General features: G+C 62.8%; 11 protein-coding genes and 1 pseudogene. 5 read left to right on the forward strand and 7 right to left on the reverse strand.

The window, feature by feature from the left end; translation table 11 throughout:
* Nucleotides 1-199 precede the first annotated feature (199 nt).
* The 4 genes from NKH60_RS33165 to NKH60_RS33180 all read left to right on the forward strand — a co-directional run bounded on the left by NKH60_RS33165 (nt 200) and on the right by NKH60_RS33180 (nt 3,919).
* The gene (locus tag NKH60_RS33165) at nt 200-1,777 is read left to right on the forward strand and encodes an HD domain-containing phosphohydrolase (RefSeq protein ID WP_352874864.1); all 1,578 of its coding nucleotides are present in this window, start codon (nt 200-202) and stop codon (nt 1,775-1,777) included.
* Between the two features lie 90 nt (nt 1,778-1,867).
* Nucleotides 1,868-2,140, forward strand: a complete 273-nt coding sequence (locus NKH60_RS33170) for a hypothetical protein (RefSeq protein WP_352851851.1) — start codon at nt 1,868-1,870, stop codon at nt 2,138-2,140.
* Nucleotides 2,141-2,214: 74 nt separating this feature from the next.
* On the forward strand, nt 2,215-3,348 hold the full coding sequence (locus NKH60_RS33175; RefSeq protein WP_352540681.1) for a substrate-binding protein: 1,134 nt from the start codon (nt 2,215-2,217) through the stop codon (nt 3,346-3,348).
* 409 nt (nt 3,349-3,757) lie between these two features.
* A complete protein-coding gene (locus NKH60_RS33180) occupies nt 3,758-3,919 on the forward strand; it encodes a hypothetical protein (protein WP_352618737.1) in 162 nt (53 codons plus the stop codon).
* 110 nt (nt 3,920-4,029) lie between these two features.
* Here NKH60_RS33180 and NKH60_RS33185 read toward each other — a convergent pair whose 3' ends face one another.
* The gene (locus NKH60_RS33185) at nt 4,030-8,544 is read right to left on the reverse strand and encodes an nSTAND1 domain-containing NTPase (RefSeq protein WP_352618734.1); all 4,515 of its coding nucleotides are present in this window, start codon (nt 8,542-8,544) and stop codon (nt 4,030-4,032) included.
* Between the two features lie 111 nt (nt 8,545-8,655).
* A pseudogene (locus NKH60_RS33190) lies at nt 8,656-9,519 on the reverse strand (IS110 family RNA-guided transposase); the annotation flags it as partial.
* A 293-nt stretch (nt 9,520-9,812) separates the two neighbouring features.
* Here NKH60_RS33190 and NKH60_RS33195 point away from each other — a divergent pair.
* Entirely contained in the window at nt 9,813-12,032 is a 2,220-nt protein-coding gene (locus NKH60_RS33195; RefSeq protein WP_352540683.1) for an adenylate/guanylate cyclase domain-containing protein, read from the forward strand.
* 42 nt (nt 12,033-12,074) lie between these two features.
* Here NKH60_RS33195 and NKH60_RS33200 read toward each other — a convergent pair whose 3' ends face one another.
* The 5 genes from NKH60_RS33200 to NKH60_RS33220 all read right to left on the reverse strand — a co-directional run.
* Nucleotides 12,075-12,587: a YHS domain-containing (seleno)protein gene (locus tag NKH60_RS33200; protein WP_352540684.1), complete on the reverse strand. Its 513-nt coding sequence runs from the start codon at nt 12,585-12,587 to the stop codon at nt 12,075-12,077.
* A 27-nt stretch (nt 12,588-12,614) separates the two neighbouring features.
* Entirely contained in the window at nt 12,615-13,190 is a 576-nt protein-coding gene (locus NKH60_RS33205; protein ID WP_352618728.1) for an ankyrin repeat domain-containing protein, read from the reverse strand.
* Between the two features lie 972 nt (nt 13,191-14,162).
* Nucleotides 14,163-15,356, reverse strand: a complete 1,194-nt coding sequence (locus NKH60_RS33210; RefSeq protein WP_352874867.1) for an IS91 family transposase — start codon at nt 15,354-15,356, stop codon at nt 14,163-14,165.
* A 3-nt stretch (nt 15,357-15,359) separates the two neighbouring features.
* Nucleotides 15,360-16,268, reverse strand: a complete 909-nt coding sequence (locus NKH60_RS33215; protein ID WP_352874868.1) for a tyrosine-type recombinase/integrase — start codon at nt 16,266-16,268, stop codon at nt 15,360-15,362.
* 422 nt (nt 16,269-16,690) lie between these two features.
* A partial coding sequence (locus NKH60_RS33220) for an IS110 family RNA-guided transposase (protein WP_352874869.1) occupies nt 16,691-17,197 on the reverse strand: 507 nt, incomplete at its 5' end.

Raw genomic sequence — 17,197 nt, forward strand, 5'->3', positions numbered from 1 at the left:
GGAGGACAGCCAGCCGGCCAGATGTTCGAACATCGCCGCCACATCTCAGGTGGCCACCGCTTCCGCGATTACTTCATGTTCGTTCGTCGGCCCCAAACGGAACATTCTGTTTCTCGCCGGATAGCACAACCAGGGTTGGGATTTTTCCCTAGGCATTAACGGCAGGCGGGGCTAGCGTAGAGCCACTGGGAGGTGGACGATGACAGACGTCTCGATCCGCCGGGCGGATTTCATGATGGTCCTCGCTTATGCTTCGGACCTTGCCACCGGCCATTCTCGCGACTTCGCACTGAAATCCTGCGTGCTTGCGATGCGGATTGCCGATCTTGCGGGCGTTTCCGAGCAGGATCGGCGCAATGCCTACCACCAGTCTATGCTCCGCTATGTCGGTTGCAACGCGGACACGGACCTCCTGTCGGCCACCTTCGGCGACGAAATTGCGCTCCGCCAGGATCTTGTCGGTCTCGATATGGGCAACCGGGCGGAGCTGGGCAGGGTCTTCGTCCAGGCTTTCAAGCGGCTCTACTACGATCTTGAGCCCGACGCGCAGGCCAAGGCGATCGAGGCTGGGCTATCGCAGGCGATCGCCGTGGCCCGCCCGGTCCTGACCGCGCATTGCGAGGTCGCGCAACGGATCGGCGAGCGGCTGGGCCTGTCGGAGGAGATGCGACGCAATCTTGGACAGATCTACGAACGCTGGGACGGCAAGGGCCTGCCGCGCGGGCTGAGCGGCGAGGATGTCCTGCCAGCCGTGCGCCTGATCACATTGGCACAGGATGCCATTGCGCTCTGCGATGCCGTCGGTATCGAAGGGATGGCCGAAACCATCGCCAGTCGCGGCGATGGCCCATATGAAGCGGAACTGGCCCGGCTCGTCTCGGCCAACGCGCCGACGCTGATGGGGGGCATCGGCGCGACGGTCGACCGCGCGACCATTTTGGCGCTTGAGCCCAATCCGCCGGTGACGCTGGATGAGGAGGCTTGCGATGAGGCGTTCCTCGCCATCGCCGACATGATCGACATGCGCATGCCGTTTACGCAGGGCCATTCGAGGATGGTGTCGGAACTGGCCACGGGTGCGGGGAAACGGATCGGGCTGCCCGACCCTGACGTCCGCGCGCTGCGCTGGTCGGGCTGCATCCATGACATAGGCGAACTCGTGGTGCCGGTGGCGACCTGGATGCGCAACGGTCCGCTGTCGGTGCGCGAGCGCGACGCGGCGCAGTTGCACGCCTATTATGGCGAGCGGGCGCTGGCCTCGTTCGGCCGCGAGGGCGAGGCGATGGCCGCCCTCGTGCTTCGCCATCACGAACGCCTGGACGGTTCGGGCTATCACCGCAAGGTCCACGGCTCCGACCTGTCCCCGGCGGCAAGAATCCTGGCCGCCGCCGAAGCCTTCCAGACGTCGCGAGAGGAACGTCCGCACCGCAAGGCGTTGTCCAGCGAGGCGGCGGCCACGCAGTTGCGCGCCGCCGTTCGCGAGGGCTGTATCTGCCCCGATGCCGCCGAGGCCGTGCTGTCCTTCGCCGGACAGCCGTCGCGCCGGGCGCCGCCCCGGCCGCTGGCCGGAATGACGCCGCGTGAGATCGAGGTGCTGCGCCTGATCGCCGCCGGCCTTACCGCGAAGGAAGCGGCGCGCAAGCTGGATATCTCGCCCAAGACGGCGGACCACCATATCCAGAGCGTCTATGCCAAGATCGGCGTGACCACCCGCGCCGCCGCGGCACTCTACGCGGTCGAGCATGGCCTTGTCCGGCCGGGCGAGACGCAGGCATAGGGAATACACCCCATGTGCGCCCGCTCCGGGGCGCGCATCGTGATCCTGTCGACGGACCGATGGTGGCCGCGACCGACAGGAGGAAATCAGATGCTTCTCGCAACGACCAAGGTGGCGGACGTCGACCGCTTCATCCGCATCTTTTCGACCAAGGGCGCCGACAAGCGCCGGCTGCACGGCTCGAACGGCGCAACCGTCTTCCGCGACCCCAGCGAGCCCGACCGCATCTGGGCGATCTTCGACTGGGACGCCGAGGGCTGGAAGAATTTCGTGTCGGATCCGGAGGTGCCCGCGATCCTGCAGGAAGCCGGCCACGTCGGCAAGCCGCAGGCGGCACTGCTGCTCGGCCACTACGAGGCCTGAGATCCCGCACTGCGCGCCGCCTGCCGCCCGGCGGCGGCGCCCCCCCGACGAACCCCCAGATTTGGAGAAATCAAATGGATCCGAAACCCATCAAGATCGGCCTTGTCGCCGAACTCACCGGCCCGTTGTCCTTCATGGGCATCGCCAACGCAAACCTCACCACCATGCTCGTCGACGACATCAATGCCAAAGGCGGTTTGCTCGGCCGGCCGCTAGAGCTTGTCATCGAGGATGGCGAGACCAACGACAGTGCCGCCAAGGCAAGGACTGCAAAACTGATAGACGTCGACAAGGTCGATCTGGTCGTCGGCGGCATCTACAGCTCGACCCGCCAGGCCATCAAGAGCGAAGCGGTCGCACGCGGCAGGACGCTCTACATCTACACCGAGCAGTACGAGGGACAGGAAAACGATCCCCTGATCTTCTGTACGGGTCCAGTGCCCGCGCAGCAGGTCGAGCCGCTGATCCCTTGGTTCATGAAGAGCACCGGGGCGAAGAAGTTCTACCTGCCTTCTGCCGACTACATCTGGCCCCATCTGCTGAACAAGGCCGCGAGCCGGGTGGTGCGCGCCAATGGCGGCGAGGTCGTCGGCGAGGAGTATTTCCCGCTCGATACAGTCGATTTCCGGCGGACGGTCGAGCAGATCATGGCGAGCGGCACCGACGTGGTTTTCAACACCCTCGTCCCGCCGGGCTTGACTCCGTTCCTCGAAGAACTGCACAAGGCCGGTTTCGGCAAGCGGGGCGGCAAGATCATCTGCACCTACTTCGACGAGAACTTCTTCAATCTCGTGCCGTCCGAGCAGATCGAGGGCCTCTACAGCTGCCTCGACTACTATCGGGAACTCGAGGATCCGTTTGGCCGCGCGCTCTTGCGTCGCTACCAGGACCGTTTCCCCGGCAGCGCCATGTTGACCGCGGGCAGCGGCTGCACCGGCCACTACCGGGCGATCAAGATGTGGGAAGCGGCTGTCAATGAGGCCGGCACGGTCGAGCGTGATACGGTCATCCGGGCGCTCGATCACTCGCGGATCAGCGAGGGACCAGGTGGCCCGGCCGAAATGGTCCCCGGCCAGCACCATGTTCGCATGAACATGTACATCGCGCAGGCGCAGGGCGGTCGATTCCGGGTCGTCAAGAACCTGGGTCCGATCGATCCCAACGAGCGCGCGCTTAGCGACGAACTCCAACTCAGCAAAGCGGGCTGAGCCGGCCGCGTCGATGACTGTTCCTCCAGGTGGCAGGGCGGCTAGCAAGTTGCCCTGCCACCCAACCGGGCGATAGTGCATTCCAGTATTCCAGTCGCACATACAGAGCAACTGAAGATCATCAGGCGCTATCTCCGGCGCTGGCGCGTTGCGGTCCGCGATACGCGTCGATCCGCTTTCTAATCTCGCCATCCCGAAAACGGACAGTCCGCAAACGGCCCCATTTCAGTCGTCGCGATCGCAGGCAGGGGCGTGAAATCGGCGTCGCATTGTGGGGCAGGGAAGGGCGAATTTCTTTCCCCCATAACGCCCTCGGAGGCCTCTGCCGCGGCCTCAGAGCTGACATCTCGCGCGATATCGCTGGCAATAATATTTTCTGGCGAACGACAGTGAACCAAATGGAGGACGGATGCCCAAGGTCAAAGGTCAGAACGCTCTCAACAAGGAGCGCGCCAAAACAGAGAAGCTACTCAAAACTCAAAAAGTGGAATACACGGCCTTGAAGGAGACCGGGGTGGAATCCAAGCGACCCGACCTCCCAAACCTAAAGATCGAAAAGCGAGGGAAGTAGCGCGGCCACTCGCGTACTGCTCCCCCCGCAAAACTATGGAAGCAGTGCGATTGCGGCGGCTACGGCGTAGCAGTCGAGATAGCGTCACCGGCGATGGACTTTGGGCGACATCAGCTTGGACAATCACCAAGGTCGCTTTCGACGGGAAGGAAGAAGCGACGCCGTTCGCACGCGGTCAGTTCGCGTGGAACAGTTTGCTTCGCGAAATCGATGAGATCTTCGGGTGTCTGAAAAACCCGTATGAGGCGAACGTCTTCATCATAGGGCACGATCACGACCCTCGTTCCATCTGAATTGAAGGCCGCGCGTATCGGTGCCGGCCGCTTGTGCTCATCCTTCGAACTGGCAAGCACTGCCATCTCGCGTCCTGTCCGCGCGTCCCAGAGCCGGGCCGTGCCGTCCTGAGTTGAGGCTGTCAGGACATAGTGCCCGTTAGGACTGAATTGCGCACTGGTCGCTGCGCCGGTGTGCCCCCTGAGAACGACCCTTTCCTTTCTGTCCAGGACGCTCCAGATTCGTGCGGTGCCGTCGCGTGAGGCAGTCAGAAGCGACTGACCATCCGAGCTGAACTCGACTTCGGTGAGCTCATCGCGGTGACCACTCAGGATGGCGAGGGTGCTCCCGTCCTTGACTGTCCAGATCCGCGCGCTGTGGTCGAGCGAGGCCGTGGCGACCAGTTGGCCGTCCGGACTGAACGTTGCCCCGGTTATTCGACCCTCATGCCCGACCAGTTTCTTCAGTTCGGTCCCGTCCGTTTTCAACAGGTGCGCGGCGTTGTCGCTGGTCGCGGCGAGGACGAGATCGCCGTCCGGGTCGAAAACAACCTGCGCACTTGTTTGGATAGTGGAGACCTCGGCGCCAGTCGCCGCATTCCACAACCGCGCGGTGCCGTCGGTCGAACTCGCCTCCAGGAGGTCTCCTTTCGGACTGAACTGAATTTGAAACAGCCCGCCTGGAAATTTGAGCCGTGCGATCTCGCTCCTGCTCGCGACGTCCAAGATGAGGACTCGGCCCGCGAGGGATGCAGTTGCAATGCGACTTCCATCGGGGCTGAACATTGCGTTCTGGACGATTTCGTGCGTATCGAGGTCGGCCAGCTTGCGACCGGTTACCACATCCCAAAGGTGCACAGCGCTGTCCCCGCCTCCAGTCAGAAGATGCATATTGTCGGGACTGAACACCGCGAAGGTGGGACGATTTGCGTTGGACAGGGTAGTCGTCAGAATTCCGTCGACGTCCCAGAGGCGAGCGGTGCCATCATGTGAAGCCGTGAGAAGAATATTGCTACCGACTGGGTCGAACTCAAGGTGCTCGATCAAGGCACGATGGCCAGCGATGGTGGCGAACAGCGACGCTCGACCGACGTCCCAAATGCGTAACGGACCGTTTATGGAAGCGGTGGCCAGGAGGCGATCGTCGGGGCTGAAAGCGCTGTTCATTTCCTGATCACGGTCGTCCCCGGCGTCACTCTGTTTCAAGTTCGGGGACTCTTGGCCGAGCACGTCAATTAGCCCTCCAGAGTTTCCGTCCCAGAGACGCGCGCTACCATCGAGTGATACCGTTGCAATTCGGCGGCCGTCGTGACTGAACGTTGCGCCTTGTAATTGGGTGTCGCTCTTGTGGCCAAGGAGCCTTGCGATTTCGGTTCCGTTCGATGGGTCCCAAAGCGCGGGGACACTGTCAAATGAAACTGTGTACCACGTGCCTACCAACAGCCGACTTCCATCCGGGCTGAATGTGAGCTTGGATGCAAAGCTGCCAATAAAACATTGATGGATCAGCGCGCCATCTTTCGCATTCCAGATGAAAACGGTCTGTCCTTCTGAGGTCGCAAAGCTGCGACCATCCGGGCTGAAGCCAGCCAATCCGTCTCCACGGCTGTCTACGCTCAGGATCTTCGTTCCAGTTCGCGGGTCCCAAAGCGAAGCCTGATTGTTTCCGGCCGCGGTCAGCACGCGCTCGCCGCTAGGGTCAAAGGCTGCTGTAGGAAAGGAGCCGCCTACCGGCTGAAGAACAAAAAGCTGCGCTCCAGAGTCGGCATCCCAGATGCGCGCGGTCCCGTCCCTTGCCGCTGTAATGACCCGGCGTCCGTCCGGACTGAATCCGGCTCTCTCCACAGGTCCCTCGTGGCCCTTCAGGATTGCAATCTCTTTACCATTCGCGACATCCCAAATGCGCGCGGTCTTATCGTAGGATGCAGTGACGATGCGATCGCCGGTTCGATTGAAGGCTGCCTGCGTCACTCCGGCGTCGTGTTTGAACACCGCCGTTTGGCGGTGTGCCAACAGAGCGTTGAAAAGTGCGGCCTCTGCTTCAAAGAGATTTGGCCGCGCGGCTCCCGATCCGCTCTTCGGCAGCGCCTCCAGCGCCAACAGGATCGCGGCCTCCGTATCGCCGCTCGCCGCGATCTGCTGCGAAAGAAACGAAAGCGAAAGAGACTGATTGCGCAGCGCCTGATCGCGCGCCTCAAGGGCCCCCTTTTTGGCGGCCATCGCCAACTCGGCTTGCCGTGTTGCTGCCTGTTGTGCTCTGAACCCGAAGAACGCGCCTGCGCTGGCCATAAGGGCCAGCGCCGTGGCGACGATGGCCGCATAGCGCGTGCGTCGCGCGAGCCGGCTCGCAGCCGCGGCCGCAAGGCTGCGGCGCTCGGCCTCGCGCTCCAGGCGCTCGCGCTTTGCTGCTTCAGCCGCCTCGATGAGTGCCCGCTCTGCCTGCCTGTCCTTCTCGTCTCTATCCGCCTCAGCACGCGAAGACGTCTCAATGTAGTCGACGATCTGATCGTCGACTTCTACCCGTCTCGACTGCAGCAATTCCTCGCCCTCGGCGAGCCGCTTGCCGGACGGCAGGAGAAGCTCCCGGTTCCGGTTGTCGGCATGCCAGCGGTTGGCGTCAGCCGCGACCCGAGCGCGGGTCTCGAGGAAGCTCCGGTTCGCATTGACAATGTCGCTAGCGCGCGGCCAGCGGCTCAACAAAGCTTCGTGTGCCACGCGCACGTAGACGTGGCCTGCGGCATCCTCATCACTGACGAGAAGGCGAGCGGCGACCAAGGCCTCAACGAGAGCCAATCGTTGAGGCGTGCCCGTGACTTCCGCGCGCAAGGCCGGACGCGCCGCAACTGCCTCATCGCTTGGGCGCACCGTGGTGAGGGCACGCAATACGACTGGTAGCTCCTCCTGGATGTCCGGCGGGAGAGCGTCTACGACTTCGTCAGCGCGGCGCGCGATCGCCCCTTCCAAGCCGCCAAGTGCCTGATACGCAGCAAAGGTGAGGATCCGGCGCTCTCGCCCCGCATCGTACAGAGCGTCGAGCACAAATTCGAGAAGCGGCAAAGATCTAGGATCAGCAGCTGCTGCCTCCTGCAGGACATCATCCAGCCGGCCCCGTTCGGCTGTCTCCTCGTAGCGCAGCCTGGCGGTGCGTGCCGGCTCGCGGATGATCTGGGCGATCTCAGCGCCGGTCGGCGGCAGGAGTTCATAGCTGCCGAGGCCATCCTTGAGTGCCCAGAAACCGGGGACCTCGCCGCAACGATGAAAGAAATCCGATCGGATCGTCGCGATCACCCAGACCAGTCCGCTGCTGGCGAGTGCCGCGAGGAGCCGTACTAGCACTTCGCGCGATGCCGGCTCCGTCGTGAACAGCTCCTCCATCTGATCGATCGCCACTACCAATCGCACTTGTGAGGAGGCTGAACCTGCGGCGGCCGCCGCTTTGGCGTGAGCCTGGCGGACGAGCGCCAGAGCTCGATCAGGCGAACTCCGACAGAGTTGAGCCAGCGCTGCCGGTTCGCAAGCCAGCTCCGGCAGGGCGCCTTCGCGAAGCAGCCCAGCGGCCAGCGAGGCGACCGCATCAGGGGCGTCGGAAGGGCGGATTAGGCAGCGGCGCCAAAACTTGATGCCAGCCGCTGCACCGGTTCGAGTGATGGAAGGCAGCAGCCCTGCTCGAAGGAGAGAAGACTTGCCGGAACCGCTCATACCATAGATGAGCAGGAATGCCTTGCCGTTGGCGGCCTGCTGCTCCAGGCGTTCGATGCAGGCAGCAGTCGCCCGAGCTCGGCCAAAGAAGAGGTCGGCGTTTTCGAACTCGAAGGGGTTGAGACCTCGAAAAGGCGACGTGACCTGCTCCTCTGAAGCGAGAGGCACGCGGTACGCGTGCACAGGCCGGGCGATGTTCTTCAACCTTTGTTCGCCAAGATCGACGAATTCGAGCGAGAGCCGATCGCGGGCCTGCGTGTAGACCGCTTCCGAAATGCATATTCCACCTGGAGGTGACAGCGCCTCCAGACGGGCGGCGACGTTCACACCGTCGCCCATGAGATTGTCGCCCTCTACGACAACATCGCCGAGATTGATGCCGATGCGAAAGCGCAGGCGGCTCGACTCGGGCAGCTCAGCATTTTGTCTGCCGACTTGGAACTGGATTTCAGTGGCGCATCGAAGCGCCTCGACGGGGCTTGCGAACTCGGCGATGACGCTGTCCCCAGCGCTCCCGAACACCCGTCCCTGATGTTCCTCTATCAGTCGGTCAATGATCTGACGATGCGTCCGCAGGGTGGCAAGTGTCCCTTCCTCGTCTCTGCCAATCAGCCGGCTGTAGCCAACTGCGTCGGCAGCAAGGATGGTAGCCATTCTACGGTGAACGCGATCCAGGTCATACCTCCCGCCATCTCGGAGCATCCTAACGGAAATGGCGCCCTGTGGGGAGAGGCACCGAATTGGCCTCAAGCGAGCTCTGGCTTACCCAGCGTAGGCGGCAACCTGTCGTCGATTGTCAAACTTGCGCGACAATCCCTCAGACCACAGGACGGCCGCGAACTCCGGACCTATTCCCTTGAGGCTGAGCAGCAGGGCCGGTGTTGGCTCATCTGCCGCGAGCAAGGCGTCGCGTGCCTCTTCAACATCCTTGATCTGCTGGATCAGCAACTCGATGCGATCAAGCTCGCGGCTGATCTGCGCCATGAGCGCTGGCGGCAGTGGACGCCCATCTCCGGTAATGAGCGCGTCGAGGCATCTGCGTCGATCGCCTTTCAACGGTTCGTATCCGGACACACCTTGGCTGAACAAAAGGCCCTTTATCCTGTTGACGTGCCTGATCCGCTCGTTCGTCAGCGCCTTCCGCTCCCGCACCAACCGGCGACGGTCTTCCTCCTCCGGCGTTGGCACTCGCAACATCGCGCAAACCCGAGGCTCGCCGCGGTTGTAGGCCAACAACGCTCGAACCAGTGCTTCCCCATCAATCCTGTCGGTCTTGGCCCGCCGGCGGCGACGCGATGTGGCAATGGATGCCGGGTCCACGACATAACTCTCGATGCCTTCGCGTTCGAGGACCCGATGTATCCAGAATCCATCCAGACCAGCTTCCTGGATTGATATGACCCGGAAACGCCGCCCTGTCCGCACTTCCGCCTTTCGTTGCAGCTCTGCGAAATGATCGAGCAAACCCGGAATGTCGCCCCCCGGCACGAGGTGTCTCGACATTCTCTCGCCCCCACCTGGCGAAAGCGAAGTCACGAGCCATTTTGAACGAGACAGTTCTAACGAGACAAATATTGCGGCAAGATCGACGCGGATAGCGGCCGGGGCTTTGGTGGTGTTGGCTTGCATGCTGACCTCCAGGTGATGTTTGGCGACTTCACTCTGTCGCCTTCCATCCCCATAGGATCTTCAGCAATTGTCGGCCGTAGGGGCAAGCTTTGCCGTCGCCCGAAAGTCTGACGTCGGCGAATACGCTGTAGGTCGCGGTTGCACCATGAGCCGACATTCCGTCGAAGATCACCTTTTCGGAATTCAAGGCGAACGCCCGTAGCCGATTTTGTAACGTACCTCATCGGAGAAACGGGTGTTGGCTGCTAAGTATGTATGGTCTTGCCATTGGGCTTTCCTTATAATTCTGCCCAGTGGAACAGGTTCAACATCTCGAACGGAAGCTGGTCGCTATCCTCGCCGCCGACGTGGTGGGGTACAGCCGGCTGATGGGGCTGGACGAGACGGGCACACTCTCGCGGCTCAAGGCGCTCCGGCGCGAATTCATCGAACCCGCGATCGAGGGCTACCATGGCCGCATCGTCAAGCTCATGGGCGACGGCGCTTTGGTCGCGTTCGAGAGCGTCGTCGATGCCGTAGCATGCGCCGTTGAGATCCAACGGGTCACCGCGCAGCAGAACCTCGGTCTTCCCGAAGATACCCGGATCGTGTTCCGCATCGGGATCAACCTTGGTGACGTGATCCCTGACAAGGACGACTTCTACGGCGACGGCGTCAACATCGCGGCCCGGCTGGAAGGGCTGAGCGATCCTGGCGGCATCGTCATCTCGGGAACGGCCTACGATCAGGCTCACAACAAGCTCGGCCTGACCTTCAAGTCACTCGGCGAACAGCGTCTCAAGAACATTCCAGAGCGGGTCCGCGCCTATCGGGTTCTGCTGGAACAGACCGCAGGAGCCAATAAGTCGCGCTCTCGGCGATGGCCTGTGATCGGCGCCACGGTGCTCGTTCTGGCTCTGATAGCGGGGATTGCGGTGATTCTCTGGCCGCAAGCGATTGCCCTGCTGCCCGGTCACGGTTCCACCCCGGTCGGTTCGTCGGTCGGCAAGCCCTCCATCGCCGTGCTACCGTTTACCGATCTTAGCGAGAAGGCAGGCCAGGATTATTTTGCGGAAGGGCTCGCAGACGATCTCATCACCGATCTCTCGAAGATCTCGGGGCTCCTCGTCATCGCACGCAACTCCGCGTTCTCCTTCAAGGATCGATCCCTCGACGTCGACGAGATCGCGGCGCAGTTGAACGTCCGTTACGTGGTCGAGGGCAGCGTCCGGCGGGAGGAAGATCTAGTCCGCATCAATGTCCAGCTCATCGATGCCCAAACGGGGAGCAACATCTGGGCCGAGCGATACGACCGCGACTACTCCAGGATATTTGCACTTCAGGACGAAGTGATCGGGCGTATCGTTGAGGCACTTTCGGTGCGTCTGACGGAAGGCGAACGCGCGCAGATTGCTCGCCTCCCCACGCGAAGCCTGGAGGCATACGATTTCTACACCCGAGCCGAGCAGAAGGTTTATGTGGTCGACAACAGGTCTCTCGGAGAGACCCTGTCCCTGTATCAAAAGGCGATCAAGCTCGATCCTACGTTTGCAGATGCTTACTCGGGCTATGCCCGCGCCACGGTGGACGTGCTCGGCTTCGACTACCAGGTGCTCATGCTCAGCGCCGTCGCTCGCCAGCGCTCCTACGAAGCGGCAGGGCGGGCGCTGGAGCTCAATCCGCAATCTGCGCGCGCCTATGCCGTGCTCGGCATCCTGCAGATGCTGGACGGCGAATGGGACCAGGCGATCGCGTCGGTCCAGAAAGCCGTCGCGCTGGACCCGAACGGCGCGGAGGCGGAGCTCAATCGGGCGATCGTGCTGACCTACGCAGGACAGAACCTGGAGGCGCTGGCAGCGATGGAACGCGTGTTGCGGCTCGATCCCAAGCCGCGCGCTCAGGTCTTCGACTATTACGGCTTCGTGCTCTACATGAACCATCAGTACGAGAAGGCTTTGCAGGCGCTGAGCAAGGTCCAGCCGGGAGAGCGCAGCGACCTTGGTCTCGAAACGCTGGCCATGGCAAATGCGCGGCTTGGCCGCATGGCCGAGGCGCACGATGCGGCTGCATCAATCCTGAAAGAGATACCCGAACAGAACCTCGCTGGTTATCGTGTCGTTTACGCCCACCATCGGCGGCAAGAGGACCTCGATCACCGGCTGGGGGCGCTTCGCGCCGCGGGGATTCCGGAGCGGAGCTTCGATTTTCGCGGGCGGGAGGAGGACCGCCTGGGCGCCGCCGCGATCCGAGCCCTAACGGGCGATCGGACATGGGTAGGACATCAACACAATGGCGCAGCCTTCGTCATGGAGCTGAGCGCAAATGGAGATGTCGCACTGAGCTCGCAAAGCAGCATCATCACCGGCACGTCCAGCGTGGATGGCGACCTCTTCTGCACGCAATCCACCGCGACCTTGCTCGGCCGCAAGTTCTGCGCCCCGGTCTATCGCAATCCCCAAGGGAGCAGCGATACGCAGGACGAGTACGCTTGGCCGGACTCCGTCACAGTCTGGTATTTCTCGGTGTCTCCGTGACGGGCGCCATTCAACTTGCGGGCTCACGACATCGCGCCGGAGCTAGTTGGCCGCCGCTCTAGCCTCGAATTCCTTCGCCTCCACTGCGGGCCATTCGGCTTCCCCTTTCGCAATGACAGGCGCCGGGTTGGCATCGAAGTCTTCCTCCAGGCCCTCCTTTCCGGAGAACAGGAAGAGCTTGCCATTGACGATGCGGAAGGCTTCCGGGTCAAGGTTCGCGGATGCCTCCTTAACTGACATTCCCCCGGTGCAGAAGCCGCCGAACTGAGGGGCATAGCGCACCGGCTCGGAAACAAAGGCATCCCGGTGTTGGACGCTGGCGAAGTACCACGTTGCTCCGAGCCACTTCCTCGAGATCTTGGGCGAACCCATCGTCGCGCGACCGTCGGTGAAATATGCTACCGGATCATAACCCAGGATGGCGACATTGCCGAAGTATCCGGTGTTCACTCCGTCGCCGGCGTGGGATCCACCGGTGCCGAAGAGGAGGAGGGAGGCGGCGGCTACTCCCGCGCAAAGCAAACTGTCAAACGTTCTGGAACGGTTCTCTGTCATGTTCTCCTCCAGTAGCCTTTCTCGATGTCAGTTGCCGAGGGCGATGCACACCTTGTACGACGACCCCATCGTTTCCTTGGGTTGGCATTTTGCGCCGTGCTTCTTGAGCAAAACCATCACGTCGGTGCTCTGATAGAATGTCGCGCGGCTGAGAGGCGTGTACCCGTATTCCTGGATTGCCTCGACCTGTGCGCCGTGCGAGATCAACAGCTCCGCGATGGCCGTCTGGTTCTCTTCTGCTGCCACATGCAGCGGCGTGATCTTGTGCGTGCTCAACGCGTCGACCTCGGCCCCGTGGTCGAGCAGCAATTTTGCGATGTCCAGGCTTCCTGAGTAGGCTGCCGCATGTAGCGCGGTGAAGCCGCGATCGTTGCGGGCTTCGATGTCCGCCTTGGCCCCGATCAACGCAATGGCGACCTCGGTCTTGCCGGCAAGCGCCGCATCGATCAGCGGGGTCTGACGGCTCTCGTCGCGATCGTTCACATTGGCGCCTTGTGCCAGGAGTTCGGCAACCTTTCCGGCGTCGCCCTCCCGAGCAGCGTCGTTGAGCGGCCCGGCCGTCACCGCACCGACGGCAAACCAAGAAATGAAAGCAACGACCACAGCCCGACTGACAAGCCGAAGCCAACCGGTTTCGAAAAGCCTGACCCGGATCGGGAAGGCCCTCGCCAGCAACAATCGCCTGTAGACCGTCATCGTCTAACCCTCCGGGCGCGCTCGCCCGCGGATGGACGTATATGAGATCAGTCTAATACATTTGGCGCCGCGGAGCCATAGGGTGTCCGGCTTATACGCGAGTCGAAGTCGCGCGAGGCGCCCTGTGTCACCCCCGGCAGCGGGCTATCCGGGCACCAGCACCACGACCGCTAGAATGGCCATCAGCAGGCAGGCGGCCATGCCGATCATATCGTGCTGCCGGAAGCGCCAGACGGCGTGGCGAGCATTAGGACGCCGATCACGGCGATTTAGAGTGGAACGAGGTTCATCCTTTAAAAGGGCAGCCCACCAGCCTTGCGCTTGTGCGTAGGCGCGAAGTTTAGTGTCAGCTTCTTGATGGGCGCGCTGGCAGTGTCGCTTGGGGAGAACCCTGTGTTTCCGTAGAAAAAGGCGATGTCGAATTGACCGTCCTTCGCGAAAAGGGGGCCGAATGTCTGGAATGGGTCAAACCCGGGGGCCGCCACCCAGGCAATGTCCGCTTATGCGCCTGTAGTTACCCAAAGTGGACCGACGGCTTTCGTGAAGAGTTTCGGGCGCCGGCAGGCGTACGAAAGTCCTTCGTGAAGAGTTTCGGGCGCCGGCAGGCGTACGAAAGTCCCCGAGGAAGGAACCCGTGGGCCACAGTCGATGGCTATGGGGATTTCGATTTGCGGCTGGTGTCGGCGACGGCGTGACCGCCGTCGGCAAGCGGCGGGTTTGATGCGGACGGACCGCTTCGCCTTTCAGCCACGCGGTATTCTCGGCTCGGCGCGCGGCCGGACGCGACCCGTTCGGCGTCGATGATCACCATGGACACGCGTGGGTCCGTTGCCGGAGGCTGAGTGCCTGCGGCTGAAGGCTGGAGCATGCCATGCCGGGTCATGGACACTTCTGCCGGTTTGTCGTCGGCGCATCCGGCGGTCCACGCGGCTGCTTCCACCGTTCGAACACCTCGATGACAATCATGCGTCCGCCACAGCAGGGGCATGGCGGGTGAAAGTCGTCCGGTTCATCGGGGTCGCCGGGGTCGGGCGGCGCGGCGACGCCCAGCAGTTCGCGCGCCAGCGCGAGGCTGGCCTTGCGAGCGGAACCGGCGAGCAGGCCGTAGTGCCGGATGCGATGGAAGCCGCGTGGCAGGACATGAAGCAGGAAGCGGCGAATGAACTCGTCGGTCGCGAGCACCATGACCTGCTGACGATCGGCGCCGTCGCGGCGGTAGTCCTTGTAGCGGAAGGTGACGCCGCTCTTGTCGAAGGCGATCAGCCGGCTGTTCGAAATCGCGACCCGGTGAGTGTAGCGCGACAGATAGGCGAGTACCGCCTCCGGTCCCGCGAACGGCGCTTTGGCATAGACCACCCAGCGCTTCTTCCGGATGGGAGCAAGATGGCGCAGGAATGCCCGCCGCTTGATCAGGTGCGCGATCGACCCGAAGAAGCTGAGCCGGCCCGCCTCGTGCAGCGCGACCAGCCGGGTGAGAAACAGGCGGCGGAACAGCTTGCCGAGAATCCTCACCGGGAGCAGGAAGGCCGGGCGCGACGAGATCCATCGGCTTCCGTCCGGCGCGATGCCGCCGCCCGGCACGATCATGTGGACATGCGGATGGTGCGTCATCGCCGATCCGCATGTGTGTAAGACGGCGGTGATGCCGATGCGCGCGCCGAGATGCTTCGGATCCGTAGCGATCGTCAGCATCGTCTCCGCTGCCGCCTTGAACAGCAGGTCGTAGACGAGCGCCTTGTTCTGGAACGCGATGTCGGCGACCTCGGCGGGCAGCGTGAACACGACATGGAAGTAGCCGACCGGCAGCAGGTCGGCCTCACGCTCGGCCAACCACGTCCGTGCGGCCGCGCCCTGGCACTTCGGGCAGTGCCGGTTGCGGCAGGAGTTATAGGCGATCCGCCATTGGCCGCAGTCCGCACAGGCTTCGACATGACCACCCAATGCAGCGGTGCGACACTGTTCGATCGCCGACATGACCTTGAGCTGGGCGAGGCTCAGATGACCTGCATGGGCGGCCCGATAGGCGGGTCCGGCAGCACGGAAGATGTCGGCGACCTCGATCGAGGCGCGCACGGCTCAGATGTCGGGCGAGACCTCTCCCGGCTTGAACAGCCCGAGTTTGTCGAGCGGGCTCGTCACGGCACGCACCGTGCGGGTCGCCACCTTCGCGTAAAGGGCGGTGTTGTTGAGCTTGGCATGCCCGAGCAGGACCTGGATGATGCGGATGTCGGTGCCGTCCTCCAGCAGGTGGGTGGCGAAGCTGTGGCGCAGCGTGTGCGGCCCGACCCGCTTGGCGATGTCGGCGGCCTGGGCTGCCTCGACGACGATGCGATAGAGCTGCCGCGTGCTGATCGGCTTCATCGCGTGCTGTCCGGGGAACAGCCAGCCGTCGCGGTGCATCACGCCCTGCTGACGTCCGACCTTCCACCACTCACGCAGAAGCGTGAGCAGGTCCTCCGAGAGCATGGCGTTGCGATAGCGCCCGCCCTTGCCACGCTCGACGCGCAGCAGCATGCGCTCGCTGTCGACGTCGGCAACCTTCAGCATCGACACCTCGGCGACACGCAGGCCCGCGCCATAGGCGACTGACAATGCGGCCTGGTGCTTGAGGCAGGTGGTGGCGTTGAGCAGCCGGGCCACCTCGTCGCGGCTGAGCACCACGGGCAGGTTGCGCGGATGCGCCAGCCGGACGAGCCGACGCGCCAGGTCCGGGCGGTCGAGCGTTTGGGTGAAGAAGAAGCGCAGTGCCGACACGATGCTGTTCATCGTCGGCACGGGAACGCCGTCTTCCTGCTGCTCGATCTGAAACCGACGTAGGTCGTCGGCGGTCGCTGTGTCTGGTGAACGCCCGAGGAATGTCGCCAAGCGTCCGATATCGCGGAGATACTTGCGCTGCGTCTCGCGTGAGAAACGCCGCATGTTCATGTCGTCGATCAGCCGCTGGCGCAGCGGGCTGATCCGGGCATCGAGAATAGGATGGTGCATGGTCAGGCTCCTTGTTGAAGAAGCCCGCCATGCTCTGCTCGAGCCGAACGACGCTCAACGCGAGCGCGACGACCGGTTCTTGATCTCTACCTCAACCGCAGGCGCCCCTCCAGCGCAGCGGGTCGTCTAATCGCTCGACCGTCAAGGGGGTGAGTGCAAGGCCGTCGTCCTTTCTGTCGATTCTCGTTCGTCCGAATGCCGGGTACAGGGTCGTCTACGCGGTCGACGCGATGATCGCCGCAGGATGAGTTTCGCAGGTGAGATCTTCCTATGTTCGTTACGCAATCTGCTAAACGAGGCAGTTGCTTCCCGCTTCGCGGAATGATCTCAGCCACGTCCCGGCAGGGACGACTCGGTGCGTCCTGTAAGAACGCTATCGGTGGAATGGCCTGAAGAATGGTCGTAGCTAAACGTCTGCAGGATCAGACAGCGGCGGGTTTTCCTCCGTGCGGATCGAACAACTCGCCCGTCCGGAGCATCGCATGCATGATGACTGCCAGCTTGCGCGCCAGGGCCACGGCCGCTCGCTTGAAGCCGAGCCGATCTTTCAGCTCCAACGCCCAGGTTCGCAGGATGCTGGTATCCGTCGACCGGTTCAGGATGACCGCGGCCGCCTCATATAGCAGTCCGCGCAACTGACTGTCGCCACGGCGCGAGATATGACCATCATTATCGACCTCGCCGGACTGGTAGCGCCTCGGGGTCAGGCCCACCCATGCGCCCACGGCGCGCGAGTTCCTGAAGTTGGCCGGATCCTCCACCGCTGCGGCAAAGGCGGTGGCTGTGACGGTGCCTACACCGGGCACTGACATGAGCAGACGGCAATGCTGGTCGTTACGCGCCATCGCTGCCAGCTGCTTGCTCAGCTCTGCGATTTGGTATCGGATACCACTCCATGCCTGCAGCATTGGCACAACAATGCGCGCCAG

The organism is Mesorhizobium sp. M1006 (genome assembly GCF_040318825.1).
Lineage (GTDB): Bacteria > Pseudomonadota > Alphaproteobacteria > Rhizobiales > Rhizobiaceae > Mesorhizobium.